This is a genomic window from Thermomonas sp. (assembly GCF_046293095.1).
In the GTDB taxonomy this organism is placed as follows: domain Bacteria; phylum Pseudomonadota; class Gammaproteobacteria; order Xanthomonadales; family Xanthomonadaceae; genus Thermomonas.
In genome coordinates, this window is sequence record NZ_JBKBPN010000002.1 from 154,896 (window position 1) to 173,992 (window position 19,097).

Annotated in this window: 18 protein-coding genes; 9 read left to right on the plus strand and 9 right to left on the minus strand. The window is 70.1% G+C overall.

Annotated elements, in window-relative coordinates; all coding sequences use genetic code 11:
* Position 1 precedes the first annotated feature (1 nt).
* The 4 genes from hemN to queG all read right to left on the minus strand — a co-directional run bounded on the left by hemN (position 2) and on the right by queG (position 5,544).
* A complete protein-coding gene (gene hemN, locus ACK4SG_RS04095; protein WP_409600006.1) occupies positions 2-1,402 on the minus strand; it encodes an oxygen-independent coproporphyrinogen III oxidase in 1,401 nt (466 codons plus the stop codon).
* Positions 1,403-1,466: 64 nt separating this feature from the next.
* Positions 1,467-2,120, minus strand: coding sequence for a thiopurine S-methyltransferase (locus ACK4SG_RS04100; protein WP_409600008.1), 654 nt, complete (start codon positions 2,118-2,120; stop codon positions 1,467-1,469).
* A 100-nt stretch (positions 2,121-2,220) separates the two neighbouring features.
* The gene (gene parC / locus ACK4SG_RS04105; RefSeq protein WP_409600010.1) at positions 2,221-4,470 is read right to left on the minus strand and encodes a DNA topoisomerase IV subunit A; all 2,250 of its coding nucleotides are present in this window, start codon (positions 4,468-4,470) and stop codon (positions 2,221-2,223) included.
* 9 nt (positions 4,471-4,479) lie between these two features.
* Positions 4,480-5,544 carry a tRNA epoxyqueuosine(34) reductase QueG gene (gene queG / locus ACK4SG_RS04110; RefSeq protein ID WP_409600012.1) on the minus strand — a complete coding sequence of 355 codons (1,065 nt, stop codon included), beginning with the start codon at positions 5,542-5,544 and terminating at the stop codon, positions 4,480-4,482.
* A gap of 59 nt (positions 5,545-5,603) precedes the next feature.
* On the opposite strand from queG, the gene ACK4SG_RS04115 reads away from it, so the two are divergent.
* The 8 genes from ACK4SG_RS04115 (at position 5,604) to ACK4SG_RS04150 (ending at position 13,200) form a co-directional block, all read left to right on the plus strand.
* Entirely contained in the window at positions 5,604-7,076 is a 1,473-nt protein-coding gene (locus tag ACK4SG_RS04115) for an NAD(P)H-hydrate dehydratase (protein ID WP_409600014.1), read from the plus strand.
* A gap of 4 nt (positions 7,077-7,080) precedes the next feature.
* A complete protein-coding gene (gene tsaE, locus ACK4SG_RS04120) occupies positions 7,081-7,536 on the plus strand; it encodes a tRNA (adenosine(37)-N6)-threonylcarbamoyltransferase complex ATPase subunit type 1 TsaE (protein ID WP_409600016.1) in 456 nt (151 codons plus the stop codon).
* A gap of 138 nt (positions 7,537-7,674) precedes the next feature.
* Positions 7,675-9,123 (plus strand): N-acetylmuramoyl-L-alanine amidase, encoded by a 1,449-nt coding sequence (locus tag ACK4SG_RS04125; RefSeq protein ID WP_409600695.1) that lies wholly within the window; start codon positions 7,675-7,677, stop codon positions 9,121-9,123.
* 76 nt (positions 9,124-9,199) lie between these two features.
* Positions 9,200-9,388: a hypothetical protein gene (locus ACK4SG_RS04130; protein WP_409600018.1), complete on the plus strand. Its 189-nt coding sequence runs from the start codon at positions 9,200-9,202 to the stop codon at positions 9,386-9,388.
* Positions 9,385-9,573: a hypothetical protein gene (locus tag ACK4SG_RS04135; RefSeq protein WP_409600020.1), complete on the plus strand. Its 189-nt coding sequence runs from the start codon at positions 9,385-9,387 to the stop codon at positions 9,571-9,573. Before ACK4SG_RS04130 ends, ACK4SG_RS04135 begins: the two co-directional genes overlap by 4 nt.
* A complete protein-coding gene (gene mutL / locus ACK4SG_RS04140; protein WP_409600022.1) occupies positions 9,570-11,357 on the plus strand; it encodes a DNA mismatch repair endonuclease MutL in 1,788 nt (595 codons plus the stop codon). Before ACK4SG_RS04135 ends, mutL begins: the two co-directional genes overlap by 4 nt.
* On the plus strand, positions 11,336-12,286 hold the full coding sequence (locus ACK4SG_RS04145; RefSeq protein ID WP_409600024.1) for a DUF1684 domain-containing protein: 951 nt from the start codon (positions 11,336-11,338) through the stop codon (positions 12,284-12,286). The genes mutL and ACK4SG_RS04145 overlap by 22 nt, the downstream gene beginning before the upstream one ends.
* The gene (locus ACK4SG_RS04150; RefSeq protein WP_409600026.1) at positions 12,286-13,200 is read left to right on the plus strand and encodes a TraB/GumN family protein; all 915 of its coding nucleotides are present in this window, start codon (positions 12,286-12,288) and stop codon (positions 13,198-13,200) included. Before ACK4SG_RS04145 ends, ACK4SG_RS04150 begins: the two co-directional genes overlap by 1 nt.
* A gap of 61 nt (positions 13,201-13,261) precedes the next feature.
* On the opposite strand, the gene rnfB is transcribed toward ACK4SG_RS04150, so the two are convergent.
* The 5 genes from rnfB to ACK4SG_RS04175 all read right to left on the minus strand — a co-directional run bounded on the left by rnfB (position 13,262) and on the right by ACK4SG_RS04175 (position 17,287).
* Positions 13,262-13,669, minus strand: coding sequence for an Rnf electron transport complex subunit RnfB (gene rnfB, locus ACK4SG_RS04155; RefSeq protein ID WP_409600028.1), 408 nt, complete (start codon positions 13,667-13,669; stop codon positions 13,262-13,264).
* Between the two features lie 22 nt (positions 13,670-13,691).
* On the minus strand, positions 13,692-14,105 hold the full coding sequence (locus ACK4SG_RS04160; protein WP_409600030.1) for a hemerythrin domain-containing protein: 414 nt from the start codon (positions 14,103-14,105) through the stop codon (positions 13,692-13,694).
* 31 nt (positions 14,106-14,136) lie between these two features.
* Positions 14,137-16,299, minus strand: a complete 2,163-nt coding sequence (gene metG, locus ACK4SG_RS04165) for a methionine--tRNA ligase (protein WP_409600032.1) — start codon at positions 16,297-16,299, stop codon at positions 14,137-14,139.
* An 86-nt stretch (positions 16,300-16,385) separates the two neighbouring features.
* Positions 16,386-16,781, minus strand: coding sequence for a DUF2147 domain-containing protein (locus ACK4SG_RS04170; protein ID WP_409600697.1), 396 nt, complete (start codon positions 16,779-16,781; stop codon positions 16,386-16,388).
* A gap of 74 nt (positions 16,782-16,855) precedes the next feature.
* Positions 16,856-17,287, minus strand: a complete 432-nt coding sequence (locus ACK4SG_RS04175) for a DUF2147 domain-containing protein (protein ID WP_409600034.1) — start codon at positions 17,285-17,287, stop codon at positions 16,856-16,858.
* A gap of 130 nt (positions 17,288-17,417) precedes the next feature.
* On the opposite strand from ACK4SG_RS04175, the gene ACK4SG_RS04180 reads away from it, so the two are divergent.
* Positions 17,418-19,064, plus strand: coding sequence for a tetratricopeptide repeat-containing sulfotransferase family protein (locus ACK4SG_RS04180; protein ID WP_409600036.1), 1,647 nt, complete (start codon positions 17,418-17,420; stop codon positions 19,062-19,064).
* The last annotated feature ends 33 nt before the right edge of the window (positions 19,065-19,097 follow it).

Consider the following 19,097-nt stretch of genomic DNA (forward strand, 5'->3'; position numbering starts at 1 on the left):
CTCAGATCGCGCGCGAGAAGCGCGGCCGGGCGTCGGGATCGGGCGGGGCGAGGTAGCGGTCGAAGCACATCGCGATGTTACGCAATAGCAGGCGGCCTTGCGAGGTGGCTTCGATGCGGCCCGGCAGCATCCGCACCAGCCCGTCCTCCGCCAGCGGCCGGAGGCGCTCCAGCGCGTCGGCGAAGTAGGCCTGGAAGTCGATGCCGTAGCGGCGTTCCAGCGCCGCCACCGGGATTTCGCCCTGGCACATCAGCGACTGGATCAGATCGGCGCGCAGTTCGTCATCCTCGCTCATGCGCATGCCGCGGAAGACCGGCAGGCGGCCGGCATCGATCGCGGCCTCCCACGAGGGCAGGTCGCGCGGGTTCTGGCTGTAGCTGTTGCCGATGTGGCTGATCGACGACACGCCCAGGCCCACCAGGTCGCTGTCGGCATGGGTGGTATAGCCCATGAAATTGCGGTGCAGGCCGCCGCGCTGCTGGGCGCGGGCCAGGTCGTCGTCGGGCAGGGCGAAATGGTCCATGCCGATGTAGATGTAGCCCGCCGCGGTCAGCTTCTCCACCGCCAGCTGCAGCAGCGCCAGCTTGGCCTCGCCGTCCAGCAGCAGGGTTTCGTCGATCTGCTTCTGCGGCTTGAACAGGTGCGGCATGTGCGCGTAGCTGTACACCGCGATGCGATCCGGGCGGATCTCGGTGACGATGTCGAGCGTCTTGCCGAAGCCTTCCAGGTTCTGCCCGGGCAGGCCGTAGATCAGGTCGATGTTGACCGAACGCAGGCCGGCGTTGCGGCTGGCCTCCACCACCGCGCGGGTCTCCTCGATGCTCTGCACGCGGTTGACCGCTTCCTGCACCTTGGGGTCGAAATCCTGCACGCCCAGGCTGATGCGGTTGAAGCCGATCTTCGCCAGCGCCGGCAGCCAGTCGGGCTGGCAGAAGCGCGGGTCGATCTCGATGGAGATGTCGCGGTCGCCACTGTCGGCGAAATGGAACTGCCGGCGCAGCGCGTCCACCACGTCGCCCAGCTGTGCGGGCGAGAGGAAATTCGGGGTGCCGCCACCGAAGTGCAGCTGGATCACCTCGCGGTCGCGGTCGAACAGCGGCGCGACCAGCGCGATCTCGCGGTGCAGTCGCGCCAGATACGCATCGCCGCGCGCCAGGTCGCGGGTGATGATGCGGTTGCAGCCGCAGTAGAAGCAGGGACTGAAGCAGAACGGCACGTGCACGTACAGCGACAGCCGGCGCGGGATCGGCTCGTCGTTGCTGGCCTGCACGACCTCGCGCAGCTGGGCCTCGCCGAAGTCCGCGGTGAACTGCGGCGCGGTCGGGTACGAGGTGTACCGGGGGCCGGGCCGGTCGTAGCGGCGCAGCAGGCCGGCATCGAAGGCGATGGTCTGGGAGTGCATGGGCGCAGCTTAGGCAGAGACGGGCGGTGGCGACTTGATCCTGGTCAACCCGTCGCCACGCCGTTCAGTGGCGCTGGAGGGCGAACACCGCCGTATCCAGCCGCGACACGCTGGCGAGGTGGCCCGGATGGCCGGGCGGGATGGGGCGGCGCTCCAGCAGGTCGATCGTCCAGCCGGCCCCGTACAGAGCGTGGACCTCCGCCTCCGGCACCGAGAACGGCGGGCCGTCGCGCTCGGCCTGGGGATACTCCAGCGTCACCAGCAGGCCGCGGCAGCCGGCTGGCAGGTGCGCGTACAGCTCGCCCGCGTAGCGGCGGCGCAGGTCCGGCGGCAGCGCAATCAGCGCGGCGCGGTCGAACACCGCCGCGCACGGCGCCAGCAGGTCGGCATCCAGCCCGAAGGCATCCCCACGGATCAGCTCGATGCCGCCGGCGCGGTGGTGCCGGCCGTAGCGGGTGTCCTCGATCTCGGGCACCAGCCCGTGCTCGGCGAAGAAGGCGTCCACCGCGATCTGCGACAGCTCCACGCCCAACACGCGGTAGCCCTGGCCGGCCAGCCACGCCATGTCCAGCGACTTGCCGGCCAGCGGCACGAACACGGTGGCGCCCGCAGGCACACGCAGCGCCGGCCAGTGCTTGAGCAGCAGCGGCGTCGGTGTGGCCTGGTGGAAGCCGATCTGCTGTTCGGCCCAGCGCTGTTGCCAGAACTCAGGGTTCACGATGCACTCCCATCGACGGCGAGACCGTCGAGTGATTCGCGCAGCGGCATTTCCAGCCGCGGAGCGAAACGCCCGGCGGTAGGCGTCGTCGAGCGATGAATCACGGTTCCACCACCAGCCCGTCCACCTTCTGCCAGCCGCGCGGCAGCAGCCCGCCGCGCGCGCCGCGCGCGCCGAGGTAGGTGTCCAGCTCCTTGAACGAGAGCGTCATCGTGCGTGCGCCGGACTTCACCTGCAGCTTGCCGGTGGGCGGCACCACGGCGACCGCGACCACCTGCTCGGTGCCGCGCTTGGCCTTTGGAATCTCGATCAGCTTGTTACCCTTGCCCTTGTCCAGCTCGGGCAGCTCCGCCACCGGGAACGCCAGCACGTGGCCGGCGCTGGTCACCGCGACGATGCGGTCGGTCGCGGGGTCCGCCACCGGCGCCGGCTGCAGCACCTGCCCGCCCTCGGACAGCGACAGCAGCGCCTTGCCCGCCTTGTTGCGGCTGGTCAGGTTCTCGAAGCGGGTCACGAAGCCGTAGCCGTGGCTGGAGGCGATGACCAGGCGGTCATCGTTGCCGCCGCTGGCCAACGCCTGGAAGACCGCGCCCGGTGCCGGGGTGAAGCGGCCGGTCAGCGGCTCGCCGTTGCCGCGCGCCGACGGCAGGGTGTGCACCGCCGTGGAGTAGCTGCGCCCGGCGGAATCGAGGAAGGCCACCTGCTGGTTGCTGCGCGTGCGCACCGCCGCCAGCAGGCCATCGCCTTCGCGATAGGACAGCGCGGCGGCATCGATATCGTGGCCCTTGGCGGCGCGCACCCAGCCCTTTTCGCTCAGCACCACGGTCATCGGCTCGCTGGCCACCAGCTCGGTCTCATCCAGCGCCTGCGCGGCCTGGCGCGCCACCAGCGGGCTGCGGCGTGCGTCGCCGAATTTCCTGGCATCGGCCAGCAGCTCGTCCTTGATCAGCTTCTTCAGCTTGGCCTTGCTCTCAAGGAGGGCCTGCAGCTTGACGCGCTCGGCGGCCAGCTCGTCCTGCTCGCCGCGGATCTTCATTTCCTCCAGCCGCGCCAGCTGCTTGAGTTTGGTGTCGAGGATGTAGTCGGCCTGGTCTTCGGACAGCCCGAAGCGCGCCATCAGCACCGCCTTGGGCTCGTCCTCGGTGCGGATGATGCGGATCACCTCGTCGAGGTTGAGGAACGCCACCAGCAGGCCTTCCAGCAGGTGCAAACGGCGCTCGACCTTGTCCAGGCGGTGCTTGAGGCGGCGGGTCACGGTGTCCTGGCGGAACGCCAGCCACTCCGTCAGCAGCATCTTCAGGTTCTTCACCTGCGGCCGCCCGTCCAGCCCGATCACGTTCATGTTGACCCGGTAGCTCTTTTCCAGGTCGGTGGTGGCGAACAGGTGCCCCATCAATTGCTCGGCGTCCACGCGGTTGCTGCGCGGCACCAGCACGATGCGGGTGGGGTTGGCGTGGTCGGACTCGTCGCGGATGTCCTCCAGCCACGGCAGCTTCTTGGCCCGCATCTGCTGGGCGATCTGCTCGATCACCTTGCTGGGGCTGACCTGGTAGGGCAGTTCGGTGATGACGATGTTGCCCTGCTCGCGCACATACACGCTGCGCGCGCGCAGCGAGCCGCTGCCGGTCTCGTATAGCGCCTGCAGATCGGCGGCCGGGGTGATGATCTCCGCCGCAGTGGGGTAGTCGGGGCCGCGCACGTGCTCGCACAGGTCGCGGACGCTGGCGTCGGGATCGTCCAGCAGGCGCACGCAGGCGCTGACGATCTCGTTGAGGTTGTGCGGCGGCACGTCGGTGGCCATGCCGACCGCGATCCCCGTGGTGCCGTTCAGCAGCAGGTGCGGCAGCCGCGCCGGCAGCCAGGTGGGTTCCTCCAGCGTGCCGTCGAAGTTCGGCGTCCAGTCGGCGGTGCCCTGGCCCAGCTCGCCCAGCAGCACTTCGGCGATCGGCGAGAGCTTGGACTCGGTGTAGCGCATCGCCGCGAACGACTTCGGGTCGTCGCTGGAGCCGAAGTTGCCCTGGCCTTCGATCAGCGGGTAGCGGTACGAGAACGGCTGCGCCATCAGCACCAGCGCCTCGTAGCAGGCCGAGTCGCCATGCGGGTGGAACTTGCCGATCACGTCGCCCACGGTGCGCGCGGATTTCTTGGGCTTGGCCGAGGCGGCCAGGCCCAGCTCGCTCATGGCGTAGATGATGCGGCGCTGGACCGGCTTCAGCCCGTCGCCAAGGAAGGGCAGGGCGCGGTCGAGCACCACGTACATCGAGTAATCGAGATAGGCGCGCTCGGCGTATTCCCGCAGGGGGATCTGTTCGAAGCCGTGGAAACTGGGGCGGGGCAGGTCGTCGGTCATCCCCGCATTTTACGGGGACTGCCGTGCCCCGTGCCGCGCCAGCGCCCACGCCACGTGTTCGCGCACCATCGGCGAGGGGTGGTCGCGGCGGCTGGCCAGCGCGGCCAGGACCTCGGGCGTGGTCGGTGCGTTGCCCAGCGCGACGGCGATGTTGCGCAGCCAGCGCTCGTGCCCGCTGCGGCGGATTGCGCTGCCCTCGGTGCGGCGCAGGAACTCGTCTTCGTCCCAGGCGAACAGCTCCGCCAGCGTGGCCCGGTCCAGCCCGTTGCGGGCGCGGAAGTCGGGCTCGTCGGTGCGGCGGGCGAATTTGTTCCACGGGCAGACCAGCTGGCAGTCGTCGCAGCCGAAGATGCGGTTGCCGATCAGCGGGCGGAGTGCCTCGTCGATGCTGCCATCATGCTCGATGGTCAGGTAGGAAATGCAGCGGCGTGCGTCCAGCCGGTACGGGGCGGTGATGGCGCGCGTCGGGCAGATGTCGATGCAGCGCGTGCAGGTGCCGCAGTGGGCACTGGCAGGCGGGTCGATGGGCAGCGGAATGTCCACGAACAGCTCGCCGAGGAAGAACCAGCTGCCGCCGTCGCGGTCGATGAGGCAGGTGTGCTTGCCGATCCAACCCAGCCCGGCATTGCGCGCCAGCGCGCGCTCCAGCACCGGTGCCGAGTCGGTGAAGGCGCGGTAGCCGAACGGGCCGATTTCCGCCTGCACCTGTTCTGCCAGTTTCTGCAGCCGGTTGCGCAGCAGCTTGTGGTAATCGCGCCCAAGGGCGTAGCGGGCCACGTAGGCGCGCTCGCCGTCGTTCAAGGTCTGCCAGGCCGCGTCCTGGTCCTGGCCGTAGTCCAGCCCCACCGAAATCACCCGGATCGTGCCCGGCACCAGCTCGGCCGGCCGCGCCCGCAGGGTGCCGTGGCGGGCCATCCAGTCCATCGAGCCGTACAGCCCCTGCGCCAGCCAGTCGCGCAGGTGGGCCTCGTCATCGCCCAACTCGATGCCGGAAATCCCCACCCGCTGGAAGCCGGCGGCCCGCGCCAGTGTGCGGATGCGATCGGCCAGGGCGGCGGGGGGGGGCGTGTCCATCGGCGCGCAGTATAGGCGCGGGGGTACGATGCCCCGTCCCTTGCCCACCGGAGCGCCGCATGCCCGCACCGTTGCCGCTGTTCGCCCCCGACGCCCTGCGCGCACTCGAGGCGCGCGGCACCGCGCGTCTGGACGGCGACGCCTTCGCGCTGATGGCGCGCGCCGGCCAGGCGGCCTGGCGCTGCGTGCTGAAGCACTGGCCGCAGGCACAGCGGATCCTAGTGGCCTGTGGGCCGGGCAACAACGGCGGCGACGGCTACGTGCTGGCGCGCCATGCCCGCGAGGCCGGGCGCGAGGTGCACGTGCTGCGTGTCGCCGAACCGGCCAGCCCGCTCGCGCAGCGCGCCTGTGCTGAGTATCGGGCGGCAGGCGGCGCAATCGCGGATGCACTGGGTGAGGCCGATCTGATCGTAGACGCGCTGTTCGGCATCGGCCTGTCGCGCGCGCCGGACGCGGCGACGGCGACGCTGATCGAGGCCGTCAACGCGCACTGCGCGCCGGTGCTGGCGCTGGATGTGCCCAGTGGCATCGACGCGGCGACCGGCAGCGCACCGGGCGCGGCGGTCCAGGCCGACTGCACGCTGCAGTTCCTCGCCCGCCACCGCGGCCTGCGCACCGGCGTGGCGCTGGACCACTGCGGCGAACTGGAACTGGCGACGCTGGACCTGCCGGCGGATGTGTTCGAGGGCCTCGCCCCCGCTGCGCTGGGCTACCGCACCGATGCGCTGGCGGGCTTTTTCCCGCTGCGACCGCGGGATACCCACAAGGGCCGCAACGGCCACGTGCTGTGCATCGGCGGCGAGGCCGGCAGCGGCGGCGCGATCCTGCTGGCGGCCCAGGCCGCATTGCGCAGTGGCGCCGGCCTGGTCAGTGTGGCCACCCGCACGCAGCACGTGCCGGCGCTGCTGGCGCGCTGCCCGGAAGCGATGGCCCACGCGGTCGAGGAGGTCGCCCAGCTGGATGCCCTGCTGGCGCGCGCCGATGTCGTGGCCATCGGCCCCGGGCTGGGGCAGGGCGCGTGGGGGCGGGCATTGTTCGAGCGCGTGTTGGCCTGTGACAAGCCGCGCGTGTTCGATGCCGAGGCGCTGTCGCTGCTGGCGGCAGCGGGCGCGAAGCTGCGGCCTGTTGACGTGGTCACGCCGCATTCCGGCGAGGCGGCCCGGCTGCTGGGCACTACCGCCGCCGAGGTCCAGCGCGACCGCTTCGCCGCCGCGGCAGCGCTGCAGGCCCGGCTGGGCTGCGCGGTCGTGCTCAAGGGTGCCGGCACCCTGGTGCAACGCTTCCAGGCGCCGCCTGCGGTGATCTGCGCCGGCAATCCAGGCATGGCCACCGGCGGCATGGGCGATCTGCTGACCGGGGTGGTGGCCGCCCTGCGCGGGCAGGGAATGGCGGCTGGCGATGCGGCGGTGGCCGGCACCCTGCTGCATGCGGCAGCCGGCGATGCGGCCGCACGCGAGGACGGCGAGCGCGGGCTGCTGCCCTCCGACCTGCTGCCGTGGCTGCGCCGGCTGGCCAATCCGATGCGACGATAGGCAGATGTCCGAGCTCTTCCTTCCCGACGCCGCGGCCACCGACGCCCTCGGCGCCCGGCTGGCGCAGGCGTTGCCCGCGCGGGCCGTGGTCCACCTCCACGGCGACCTGGGCGCCGGCAAGTCCTCGCTGGCGCGGGCGCTGCTGCGTGCGCTGGGCGTCACCGGCACCATCCGCAGCCCCACCTACACCCTGGTCGAGCAGTACCTGCTGCCGGCCGGCGGCACCGCGCTGCACCTGGATCTGTACCGCATCGGCGACCCCGGCGAGCTGGAGTTCCTCGGCCTGGATCCGGTCGAGGCGCGGCTGTGGCTGGTGGAGTGGCCAGCGCGGGGCGAAGGGGCGCTGCCGCCGGTGGACCTCGAGATACGGCTGGCGGTGGACGGCGCCGGGCGTCGCTGCCAGCTGCTGTCGCGGACTGCGGTGGGCGCGGCGTGGCTGGACCGGCTCGATCTGGACTGACTTGCGTCGCCAATCTGCGCGCCCATCGAGAAAAGTAGCGCAGGTTGCGGATTATTCAGGGAAAAATGCTTGCGTCACGGCCTAACCGGTGCTTAACTCCCGGTCATGCGCCTGTTGGGGAACCTTCGCGATCGCGTCGTGCCGGCCGCCGTGCTGCTGGCCGCGTTCGCCTGTGGCTCAGCGAATGCCTCTGAAATCAAGCAGTTGCGCATTGAGGTCGGGGCCACCGGCACGCGCGCCGAGCTGCATCTCGACAAGGCCGGTGAATACCGCCTGATCCCGCTGTCCAACCCGGAGCGGCTGGCGGTGGATTTTCCCGGCAGCCATCTGGCCCGCGGGCTGGTTCTGCCGCCGGCCGCCGGGATGGTGAAGGCCGTCCGCACCGGCCAGCCCGTGCCCGGCACGGTGCGGGTGGTGTTCGACCTGGCCGGCAAGGTCAAGGCCATCCCGACCACGCTTGATACCGCCGCGACCGGCGCCATGCTGGTGCTGGAATGGCCGGGCGATGGTGCGTCGGTTGCCGCCACGGCCGCCGCGCCACCTGCTGCCACTGGCACGCCGCCGGGGCCGGCTCCGGCCGGTCCAGCGGCTGCACCCGCGGATCCGATCGCCGCGTTTGCCGGCCGGCCCATCACCACCCCGCCGGCCTCGTCGACGGTCACGCCGTCGCCGTCCGCAGCCGCGCCGGCATCCGCCAGCGTCGCCCCGTCGCCGGCTACGGCAGCCGCCCAGACGCCATCCTCGGACGATGAAACGCCCGCGCCGGTTCGGCCGGCGCTGCGCCCCGGGATGCGCCCGCTGGTGGTTGCCATCGACGCCGGCCACGGCGGCCAGGACCCCGGCGCCCACGGGCCCAACGGCACCCGCGAGAAGGACGTCACCCTGGCCATCGCCCGCGAGCTGGCGCGGCAGGTCAATGCCACGCCCGGGTTGAAGGCGTTCCTGACCCGTGACAGCGACGTCTACATCCCGCTGAACCTGCGGGCCCGCCGCGCCAGCGCCAACCAGGCCGATATCTTCCTGTCGATCCACGCCGACGCCGCCGAGAACCGCGGCGCGCGCGGGTCGTCGGTGTACGTGCTGTCCACCCGCGGCGCGTCCTCGCAGCGCGCGCGCTGGCTGGCCGACAAGGAAAACGCGGCCGACATCATCGGCGGCGAGCGCGTGCGCGTGGCCGACAACACCCTCACTTCGGTGCTGCTGGATCTCACCCAGAGCGGCAACATGAAGGCCTCCGAGGATGCTGCCGAACACGTGCTGGGTGGCCTCAAGCGGGTAGGTAACAACCACAAGCCGGACGTCGAACGCGCCAACTTCGCGGTGCTGCGCACCTCCGACAAGATGCCGGCGATGCTGGTGGAAACCGCCTTCATCTCCAATCCCGACGAAGAAAAGCGGTTGGCCGATCCTGCGTTCCAGCGCACCCTGGCCAGCGCCATCCTGGATGGCATCGACCGCTACTTCTCCCGCCAGCCGCCGCCGGGCACGCTTTACGCGGCGCGCGCGCAGGCCAAGCAGTCGGCGCAAGCCTCGGTGCCCGAGCGGGCGATGGAATTCGCCGCGGCCGGTGCGGGCGGCAGCCCCTGACACCGGACGGGTGGGTGGCTCCGCCGCCTTGCGTCGCGTCTCCGATCCGACAGCCGCGGCCGGCTAGAATCCCCGGGTGAGCATCCACCAACTCCCTGACACCCTCATCAACCAGATCGCCGCCGGCGAAGGTGAGCCGACGCGCTTGCGAAGTGACTTGACGTCACTTCGCGCGTTGGCGAACGCCCGAAGCAGGATGCGCAGGGCCGTGTTTCCTGGCGAGATCAGGATGATCGAGCCTGGAAACCTGGGGGAGTTGCAATGACGATCCGCCAACTCCCTGACACCCTCATCAACCAGATCGCCGCCGGCGAAGGTGAGCCGACGCGCTTGCGAAGTGACTTAACGTCACTTCGCGCGTTGGCGAACGCCCGAAGCAGGATGCGCAGGGCCGTGTTTCCTGGCGAGATCAGGATGATCGAGTCTGGAAACCTGGGGGAGTTGCAATGACGATCCGCCAACTCCCTGACACCCTCATCAACCAGATCGCCGCCGGCGAAGTGGTCGAACGCCCCGCGTCCGTCGTCAAGGAGCTGGTCGAGAACGCGCTCGACGCGGGCGCCAAGCGCATCGATATCGACCTGGAGGAAGGCGGCATCCGCCTGATCCGCATCCGCGACGATGGCGGCGGCATCGCGCCCGAGGAGCTGCCGCTGGCGGTGAGCCGCCACGCCACCAGCAAGATCGCTTCCATCGACGACCTGGAAGCGGTGGCCACGCTGGGCTTCCGCGGCGAGGCGCTGCCGTCGGTCGCCTCGGTCAGCCGCTTCCGGCTGGTGTCCCGCCGGCCGGACGCCGACCACGGCGCCGAGCTGCGCATCGACGGCGGCCGCCTCGGCGACGTGGTGCCGCAGGCGCATCCGCCCGGCACCACGGTGGAAGTGCGCGACCTGTTCTTCAACGTGCCGGCGCGGCGCAAGTTCCTGCGCGCCGAGCGCACCGAGCTGTCGCACATCGAGGACTGGCTGCGCACGCTGGCGCTGGCGCGGCCCGACGTGGAGATCCGGGTCAGCCACAACGGCAAGCCGTCGCGGCGCTGGAAGGGCGAGGGGCATCTGCTCAGCGACGTGCGCCTGCACGAGGCGCTGGGCGAGGAGTTCGCCCGCAACGCGCTGCGCGTGGACCACACCGGCGCCGGCATGCGCCTGCACGGCTGGATTGCGCAGCCGGCCTACAACCGCGCCAGCGCCGACCAGCAGTACCTCTATGTCAATGGCCGAAGCGTGCGCGACCGCAATGTCGCCCACGCGGTGCGGCAGGCCTACAGCGACGTGCTTTTCCATGGCCGCCACCCGGCCTATGTGCTGTTCCTCGAGCTCGACCCGCGTGGGGTGGACGTCAACGTGCATCCGGCCAAGCACGAGGTGCGCTTCCGCGAATCGCGCCTCGTGCACGATTTCGTCTACCGCACCCTGCACGCCGCGCTGGCCGACACCCGCGCCGGCAGTACCGTGGCACCCACGTCGCCGGCTCAAGGTTCCGTCGATGCCCCGCGCTGGGCGATGCCGCAGGCGCCGCAGCAGCAGGCGATGGGCCTGCGCGTGGCCGATGCGCCCGCGGCCTACGCCGCGCTGTATGCGCCCCGCAACGACGCATCGCCGATGCCGATGGCACCCGCGATGCCGATGCCGGACAACGCGCCGGGCGGCATGCCGCCGCTCGGCTTTGCCGTGGCCCAGCTGCACGGCATCTACATCCTGGCCGAGAACGCCGATGGCCTGATCGTGGTCGACATGCACGCCGCGCACGAGCGCATCGGCTACGAAAAGCTGAAGGCCGCGCACGACGGCGCCGGCCTGCGCACGCAGCCGCTGCTGGTGCCCAGCAGCCTTGCCGTGTCCGAGCGCGAAGCCGACGTGGCCGAACGCGAGGCCGACACGCTGGCGCAGCTGGGTTTCGAGGTGCAACGCAGCGGCCCGCAGTCGCTGCTGCTGCGCAGCGTGCCGGCGCTGCTGGCGCACGGCGACGTGGAAGCGCTGCTGCGCGACGTACTTGCCGATCTGCGCGAACACGGCGCGACGCGCCGCATCGCCGAGACCCGCGACGCACTGTTGGCCACCATGGCCTGCCACGGTGCGGTGCGCGCCAACCGCAGGCTCACGATTCCCGAAATGAATGCCCTGCTACGCGAGATGGAAGCCACAGAGCGCTCTGGGCAATGCAACCACGGCCGTCCCACCTGGACGCGCTTCACGCTGGCGGAGATGGACAAATGGTTCCTGCGCGGACGCTGACGCTCCTGGTCGCGGCGCTGCTACTGGCCGCCTGCAATCGATCCGCCGAGCCCAGTGCGGCACAGCTGGCCGCCAAGGCGAAGGCCGCGGCCGAGTTTGCCGCCAGCGAGCAGGCCTGGCGCGACCAGCGCCGGGCCGAGCTGACCCGGCCCGATGGCTGGACCAGCCTGGTCGGCCTGCACTGGCTGGACCCCGGCACGCACCGCGTCGGCAGCGCCGCCGACAACGGCATCCGGCTGCTGCTGGGCCCGGCACACCTGGGCGTATTCAGCGTGCGCGATGGCAAGGCGCGCTTCGTCGCGGACGCGGCGGTGACCGTCGATGGCGCGCCCAGCAAGGGCGGCACGCTGCGCAGCGACGCCGACGCCGGTGGCCCCAGCGTCATCGCCTTCGACGACGGCAAAGGCCTGGCAACGGTGATCGCGCGCGGTGGCCGGCTGGCGCTGCGGGTCAAGCACGCCGACGCCGACAGCCGCACGCACTTCGGCGGGCTGGAGTACTGGCCCGGTGGTCCGCAGTGGCGGGTGCAGGCGCGCTTCCTGCCGCATCCGCCTGGCAAGACGCTGCCGATCACCAACATCATCGGCACCACCGACGAGATACCGAATCCGGGCGTGGTCGAATTCAGCCGCAACGGCACGCCGTACCGGCTGGAAGCGCTGGACGAAGGAGAGGGCACGCTGTTCCTGGTGTTCGCAGACCGCACCAGTGGCCACGGCAGCTACGGCGCCGGGCGGTTCCTCGATGCGCCGATGCCGGACGCCCAAGGCCGGCTGGTGCTCGACTTCAACCGCGCCTACAACCCGCCGTGCGCGTTCACCCCGTTCGCCACCTGCCCGCTGCCGCCGCCGGAGAACCGGCTGGACCTGCGCGTCGAAGCGGGCGAGAAGGCGTACCGCAAACCCGCCGCTTCCACCAAGGACGCCTGATGAAATCCCGCCTGTTCGCCCTCGCGCTGTGCGCGCTGCTGCTGCCCGCCGCCCATGCCGACCAGCCCGCTACGGACGCCAAGCGGCCGCTGCTGTGGAAGGTGTCCGACGCCGACAACGCCGTGTATCTGCTGGGGTCGTTCCACCTGCTCAGGGAGGAGGACTATCCGCTGCCTGCGGAAGTGGACCGGGCCTTCGATGACAGTGCATCGCTGCTGTTCGAGATCGATCCTGCCGCGATGACGGCGCCGGAGTCGGTGGCGGTGATGCAGAAGTACATGGCCTACGACAATGGGGAAACCCTGAGTACGGTGCTGCCCAAGGCGACGCTGGCGCGGCTGTCCACGCTGGTCTCGGCCGGCGGCGGCAGCGTGCAGGCGCTGGAGCACAGCGAGCCGTGGGCGGTGAATCTGGGGCTGGTGCTGGGCGTCACCCGGGCGATGGGGTTCCGGCCGGAACTGGGGCTGGACCGCACCCTGATGGCGCGCGCCGCTGCCGCCGGCAAGCCGACCGCCGGCCTCGAGACCGTGGACGACCAGATGAAGGCGATGGATACCGTGCCCCACACCGAGCAGGCGCAGGAGCTGGAGGAGTTCCTGGCCGATCCGCAGAAGGCCGTGCGCGAGATGAGCGACATGCATGCCTGGTGGCGCGCAGGCGATGTCGCCAGGCTGGATAGCCGGATGCGGGCGGAGATGGCGCGCAAGACGCCCGAGAGCTACCGCCTGCTGGACGTGGCCCGCAACCAGGCCTGGCTGCCGCAGGTGGAGAAGCGCCTGACCGATTCCAGGAAGGACAACACGCTGGTCGTGGTGGGTGCGCTGCACCTGCTGGGCAGCGATGGGCTGGTGGAACAACTGCGCGCCAAGGGCTACAAGGTGGAGCGCATCTGCGACGCCTGCGCGGCGGATTGAGGGCACGCGTCGTGGCGGTGATTCCCATGCACGTCGTGCGCCCCGCCTGCCCGCGTCGTGGTCACGCCTCGTCCACCATCACGATGCAGTCCACCGGGCACGCCGGCACGCACAGCTCGCAGCCGGTGCACAGACCGGGCAGCACGGTGTGCATGTGCTTGGGGCCGCCGACGATGGCGTCCACCGGGCAGGCCTGGATGCATTTAGTGCAGCCGATGCAATCAGCTTCGATGATGCGCGCAGGCCGGGCCGGTTTTTGGTCACCACGGGTGCGGTCATAGGGGCGTGGTGCCACGCCCAGTGCCTTCGCCAGCGCCCGCGCGCCGGCATCGCCGCTCGGCGGGCAGCGGTCGACCCCGGCTTCGCCGCGCGCCATCGCCTCGGCGTAGGGGCGGCAACCGTCGAACCCGCATTGGCCGCACTGGGTCTGCGGCAGGAGCTGGTCGAGGCGTTCGGCAAGATCGGTCATCAAGCGTCTGCGAAGGCCGGCGTCACAGGGTGGCTGCCAGCGGCAGCAGGGTGGCGTGCTCGCGGGCGATGCGGGCCTCCAGTGCGTCCAGGATGGCGTGCAGGTCGCGCCGGAAGCGCTCGGGCGCGGCCGCGATGTCATCCGCAGCGCGCCAGCGCCCGGTGAACGCCGCGTAGGCGTCGGACAGCCCACCCATTTCCTGCTGGAAGTGACGGCCTGCGCTTGCGATCTCGGCGTCGTTGGCGCGCGTCAAGGCGGGATAGAGCAGGTGGTCTTCGATCGCAAGGTGCAGCTGCAGGGTTGCGCCCAGCGCTGCGATCCCGGCTACGGTCGCAATCGCATCATCCTTGGCCATCGCCCCGTCGGCCAGGTGGCGCAGCGCCGCCATGCGTGCCAGCAGGACCTCGTGGTCGTTCTGGATCTGGCGGATGTCCATCGGCGCTCCTGGCAAGCTGTGGGGCGTTGCGTCAGCGCACCGGCATGCCCGGCTGCGCGCCGTCGTCGGCGTCCAGCAGGGCCAGCGCGCCGCCGTCGAAGCCGGCCGACAGGATCATGCCTTCGCTGATGCCGAAACGCATCTTGCGCGGCGCCAGGTTGGCGATGAACACCACGCTGCGCCCCACCAGCTTTTCCGGTTCGGCATAGCTGGCGCGGATGCCCGAGAAGATCTGCCGCTGGCCGAGGTCGCCGGCGTCCAGCAGGAAGCGCAGCAGCTTGTCGCTGCCCTCCACGAAGCCGCATTCCAGCACCTTGCCGATGCGCAGGTCGAGCTTGGCGAAATCGTCGATGCTGATGTACGCGGTGTCCGGTCCGGCCTTCGCGGCGGGCGCGGCGTCCGCTGGAGCGGCCTTTGCTGGCGCGGCGGCCGGGGCGGATGTCGGGGCGGGGGCGGATGTCGGGGCGGGGGCGGCGAGGGTGTCCTTGCTGGCGTCGATCATGGCCTGGATGTGCTTCGGGTCGATGCGGGTGAACAGCGGGGCATACGGGTTGAGCGTGCGGCCCCACAGCGTGATGACGCGGTCAGTGCCGGTGTCCGCCTGCAGCTCCGTGCCCAGATAGGCCTCGATGGCGGCGGCGGTGCGCGGCAGGATCGGCTTCAGCGCGGCGGCGATGTCGGCGAAGGCCTGCAGCGCGGTGGACAGCACCAGCTGCAGGTCGTCGCGGCGCGCGGCGTCCTTGGCCAGCGCCCACGGCGCGGTGCGGGCGATGTATTCGTTGGCCAGGTCGGCCGCCGCCATCGCGTTGCGGGTCACCGCCGCGGGATTGTCCTGTGCGTACAGGTCGGCGGAGAGCCGGGTCAGGGCGCGCACGCCATCCAGCAGGCCGCGCGCCTCATCCAGCCAGCCCGCGCTGACGCCGGCGTGCTCCGCCTGGTCCCATGGCGAGGCGCCAACGGTGTTGCCAAAGTGGGTTTCCAGCAGCTTGGCGCTGCGGCTTGCCAGGTTGACGAACTTGCCGACCACGTCGCTGTTCACGCGCGCCACGAAGTCGGCCAGGTTGAGGTCCAGGTCATCCACGCCGCCGGAGGTCTTGCAGGCGAAGTAGTAGCGCAGGGCCTCCGGGTCCAGCCCGGCGTCCAGATAGGTGCGCGCCATGACAAAGGTGCCGCGCGACTTGCTCATCTTGGCGCCGTCCACGGTCAGGTAGCCATTGACGTGCAGCCGGTCGGGCTTGCGCAGGCCGTTGCCTTCCAGCACCGCCGGCCAGAACAAGCCGTGGAAGTTGACGATGTCCTTGCCGATGAAGTGGTGCAGCTCGGCGCCGTCGCCCGGCTGCAGCAGCGCCGCCATGCGGGCCTCGTCGAAGCCGGCGGCCTTGCCGCTGCGGGCCAGCGCCAGCAGGCTGGAGAAATAGCCGATCGGCGCATCCAGCCAGACGTAGAAATATTTGCCCGGATGGCCGGGGATCTCGAAGCCGAAGTACGGCGCGTCGCGGGAGATGTCCCAGTCGCGCAGGCCGCCCTCGCCGTTGATCCATTCGCCCAGCTTGGCCTTGACGCCTGGCACCGCCACGTCGCCCTGCAGCCAGTCGCGCAGCACGTCGGTGTACTGGCCCAGCTTGAAGAAGAAATGCTCGGAGGCGCGCATCTCGGGGACGGCGCCGGAGACCACCGAACGCGGGTCGATCAGGTCGGTGGGGTTGTAGGTGGCACCGCAGACCTCGCAGTTGTCGCCGTACTGGTCGGGCGATTTGCAGCTCGGGCAAGTGCCTTTGACATAGCGGTCCGGCAGGAACATCTGCTTGACCGGATCGTACAGCTGCTCGATCGCGCGTCGCTCGATGCTGCCGCGCGCGTCCAGTGCCGCATAGAAGCGTTCGGTCAGCTGCCGGTTCTCGTCCGAATGGGTCGAGTGGTACCAGTCGAAGTCGACCTTGAAATCGGCAAAGTCGCGCTCGTGGCTGGCCTGGATCGCGGCGATGAACGCCTCCGGCGTGGTGCCGGCCTTCTCGGCCGCCAGCATGATCGGGGTGCCGTGGGTGTCGTCGGCGCAGACAAAGTGCACTTCGCCACCGGCCATGCGCCGCGCCCGCACCCAGATATCGGCCTGGATGTAGCCCACCAGATGGCCCAGGTGCAGCGGGCCGTTGGCGTAGGGCAGGGCGTTGGTGACAAGCGCGGGACGGGGCATGGGCGTGGCATGGCGAGGGGGGCCGCGATTATCGCATGCGGGCTGCGGCGCCCGGCCCACCCGCGCGGGGGCGGGCAGCCTGCCGGTTACTCGCGGCGCCAGATCTGCTGGCGGCAGAAGAACGCGATGCAGCCGGACATGCCCAGCGCGCGACCGTCCTCCAGCAGGGCCAGCTTGGCTTTGTAGTCCTTGCCGTTTTCGGGGTCCAGCACGCGCCCGCCCGCCCAGGTGCCATCCCCGTCGGGCCGCAGGCCCCACAGGATCACCAGGCCGCGGATCGGCTTGCCGTGCAGCGGGCCCTTGCAGGCCTTGCATGGCGGGTTGGGGCCGTCCTTCAGGTCGAGGATCTCGACCACCCGGCCCGCGATGCTGCCGTCGCGGGCGCGATAGATCTCCACCACCGACTTGGGCTGGCCGGTGGCATCGTCGATGGTCTTCCAGCGGCCCAGCGGCGCGTCCTGTGCGGACGCGCCTGCCACCATCGCCAGCAACAGGCCGGCGATGGCGGTGCATGCACGCCGGCACCCCGTCCGGCGCATATTGGGCCGCAGGCGGATCAATCCACCCGCACCCAGGTCGCGGTCTTGCAGAAGAAGGCCACGCAGCCCTTCACCTCCAGCTTCTTGCCGCCATCGACCAATTTGATCGACTTGGCGGTGAAGCTGCGGTCTTCGGAAGGCTTGTAGCCGTTGCCGCCGCCCCAGGTGCCGTCCTTCTGCGCCTTCAGGTTCCACAGCGTGACGATGCCGACGAAGGGCTTGCCCTTGTACTGGCCACTGCAACCGTCGCAGTTGGCCGGCAGGCCCAGGTTTTCGACGATCTTCGCGGCCAGCGTGCCGTTCTTGGTCTCGTAGATCTCGGTGATCGTCATCGGCTTGCCGGACTCGTCGTCCAGAGTCTTCCACTTACCAACCGGCGAGGCCGTGTGCTGCGCGGTGGCGGCAAACGACAGCGAGGCGAGTACGGCGGTCAAGAGCATGTTGCGCATGGAACCTTCCCTCCCGGGGTGTTGCGGGGCGCGGCGCGCGTCCCTTCGGCGGAGTTATACCCCATCCGCATCGGTATGGAATGCGGCGGCGCAGCGAGGCCGGGTGGCGCGCAAGGGGTGGGCGGTACACTTGCCGACCCGCAAGTGGCGGGGAGTCAACAGGGAGTTGCCGGTGGGCGAGCAGCAGGGAACCGCAGAGGACGGGGCATTCGACCCGCGGCCGATCTACCAGGCCGCGGTGGAGGCGCTCAATCGCGGTGACTGGCAGCGCGCATCGATACTGGCAGAGTCCCTCCTGCCCAGGATCCCGCCCCACGCAGGCGTCCATTTCGTTGCCGGGGTGGCATGTCTGCAGCTTCAACGCTTGCCGGAGGGGCTTCGGCATCTGCAGCTTGCCGTCCACCACAACCCCCGTCGTCCCGATTACGCCGCGCAGTTCGCGCGCGCCCTGGCGCTCGCGCGGCTGACCCGCGAGTCCGTTGCCGCTGCCGATGCCGCCACTGCGATGTCACCGGACGATCCGGCGACGCTGGACACACTGGCTGTCGTCTATACCCAGGCCAACGCGCATGCCAAGGCCGTGAGGTTGTTCGAACGCGCGCTCCAGCGCATGCCGGGGCGTGCGATCGCACATTTCAACCTGGCGACATCGCTGACTTTCGTGGGCGAGCTGGATCGCGCCGAGCGTGAGTACGAGGCGTGCTTGGCCATCGACCCTGCGTTCTGGAAAGCCCATCTGGCGCTGGCGCAATTGCGCAAGGCTTCGGCCGAAAGCAACCACTTGCCCCGCCTGCGGGCATTGCTGGAAAAGGCCACGGAGGCCACCGCGCGGATGTACCTGCATCTGGCCCACGCCAAGGAGCTGGAAGATCTGGGGGACTACCCGCAGGCTTTTCTGCACCTGTCGGCCGGCAAGGCCGCAGGCGGCGAGGGACGTGGCTACACCACTGCTCGAGATGCTTTGGTGTTCGACCTGCTACGTGCCTTGTTCCCGGAACCCATAGCGATGGGGGGTGGGTTCGCGTCCGATGCGCCGATCTTCGTCGTCGGCATGCCGCGCAGCGGCACGACGCTGGTGGATCGCATTCTTTCCAGCCATCCGGACGTGCATTCCGCGGGGGAGCTCCAGAATTTCGGCGTCGTGCTCAAGCGACTCTCCGGCAGCCGCACGCCGGAACTACTGAATGTGGACACGTTGCGACGCGCGATGCAGGTCGATCCCCGCGTACTGGGCGAGGCGTACGTGGACAGCACCCGTCCGGGTACTGCGGCCAGGCCGCGCTTCGTGGACAAGCTGCCGCACAACTTCCTGTACCTCGGCTACATTGCCCGCGCGCTGCCGAATGTCCGGATCGTCTGCCTGCGCCGCAACCCCATGGACACCTGCCTGGGCAATTTCCGCCAATTGTTCGCGCAGACCAGCCCGTACTACGACTATTCGTTCGACCTGCTCGATACAGGTCGCTACTTCCTGCTGTTCGACGCGCTCATGCGGCACTGGCACCAGGTGCTGCCGGGGCGCATCCTCGAGGTGCAGTACGAATCGCTGGTGGACGACCAGGAAGGCCAGACCCGACGGCTGCTGGCCCACTGCGGACTGGGCTGGGACGAGGCCTGCTTGCGGTTTTCCGAAAATACGGCGCCGGTGGCGACGGCCAGTGCGGTGCAGGTGCGCGAGCCGATGCACCGACAGGCGCTGGCACGCTGGAAGCGCTATGGCAGTGCGTTGGATGGCCTGCGCGAGCTGCTGGAGGCGGGCGGCATCCCCATCGATTGATTTCCGATGGCCCAGCCGTTCCGTCTGTGCCCT

Coding starts and splice junctions, on each gene's coding strand:
- parC (WP_409600010.1), bottom strand. CDS start 4,470: ATGACCGACGACCTGCCCCGCCCCAGTTTCCACGGCTTCGAACAGATC.
- ACK4SG_RS04160 (WP_409600030.1), bottom strand. CDS start 14,105: ATGGACATCCGCCAGATCCAGAACGACCACGAGGTCCTGCTGGCACGC.
- mutL (WP_409600022.1), top strand. CDS start 9,570: ATGACGATCCGCCAACTCCCTGACACCCTCATCAACCAGATCGCCGCC.
- rnfB (WP_409600028.1), bottom strand. CDS start 13,669: ATGACCGATCTTGCCGAACGCCTCGACCAGCTCCTGCCGCAGACCCAG.
- hemN (WP_409600006.1), bottom strand. CDS start 1,402: ATGCACTCCCAGACCATCGCCTTCGATGCCGGCCTGCTGCGCCGCTAC.
- tsaE (WP_409600016.1), top strand. CDS start 7,081: ATGTCCGAGCTCTTCCTTCCCGACGCCGCGGCCACCGACGCCCTCGGC.
- queG (WP_409600012.1), bottom strand. CDS start 5,544: ATGGACACGCCCCCCCCCGCCGCCCTGGCCGATCGCATCCGCACACTG.
- metG (WP_409600032.1), bottom strand. CDS start 16,299: ATGCCCCGTCCCGCGCTTGTCACCAACGCCCTGCCCTACGCCAACGGC.
- ACK4SG_RS04135 (WP_409600020.1), top strand. CDS start 9,385: ATGACGATCCGCCAACTCCCTGACACCCTCATCAACCAGATCGCCGCC.
- ACK4SG_RS04115 (WP_409600014.1), top strand. CDS start 5,604: ATGCCCGCACCGTTGCCGCTGTTCGCCCCCGACGCCCTGCGCGCACTC.
- ACK4SG_RS04170 (WP_409600697.1), bottom strand. CDS start 16,781: ATGGTGGCAGGCGCGTCCGCACAGGACGCGCCGCTGGGCCGCTGGAAG.
- ACK4SG_RS04150 (WP_409600026.1), top strand. CDS start 12,286: ATGAAATCCCGCCTGTTCGCCCTCGCGCTGTGCGCGCTGCTGCTGCCC.
- ACK4SG_RS04145 (WP_409600024.1), top strand. CDS start 11,336: ATGGTTCCTGCGCGGACGCTGACGCTCCTGGTCGCGGCGCTGCTACTG.
- ACK4SG_RS04175 (WP_409600034.1), bottom strand. CDS start 17,287: ATGCGCAACATGCTCTTGACCGCCGTACTCGCCTCGCTGTCGTTTGCC.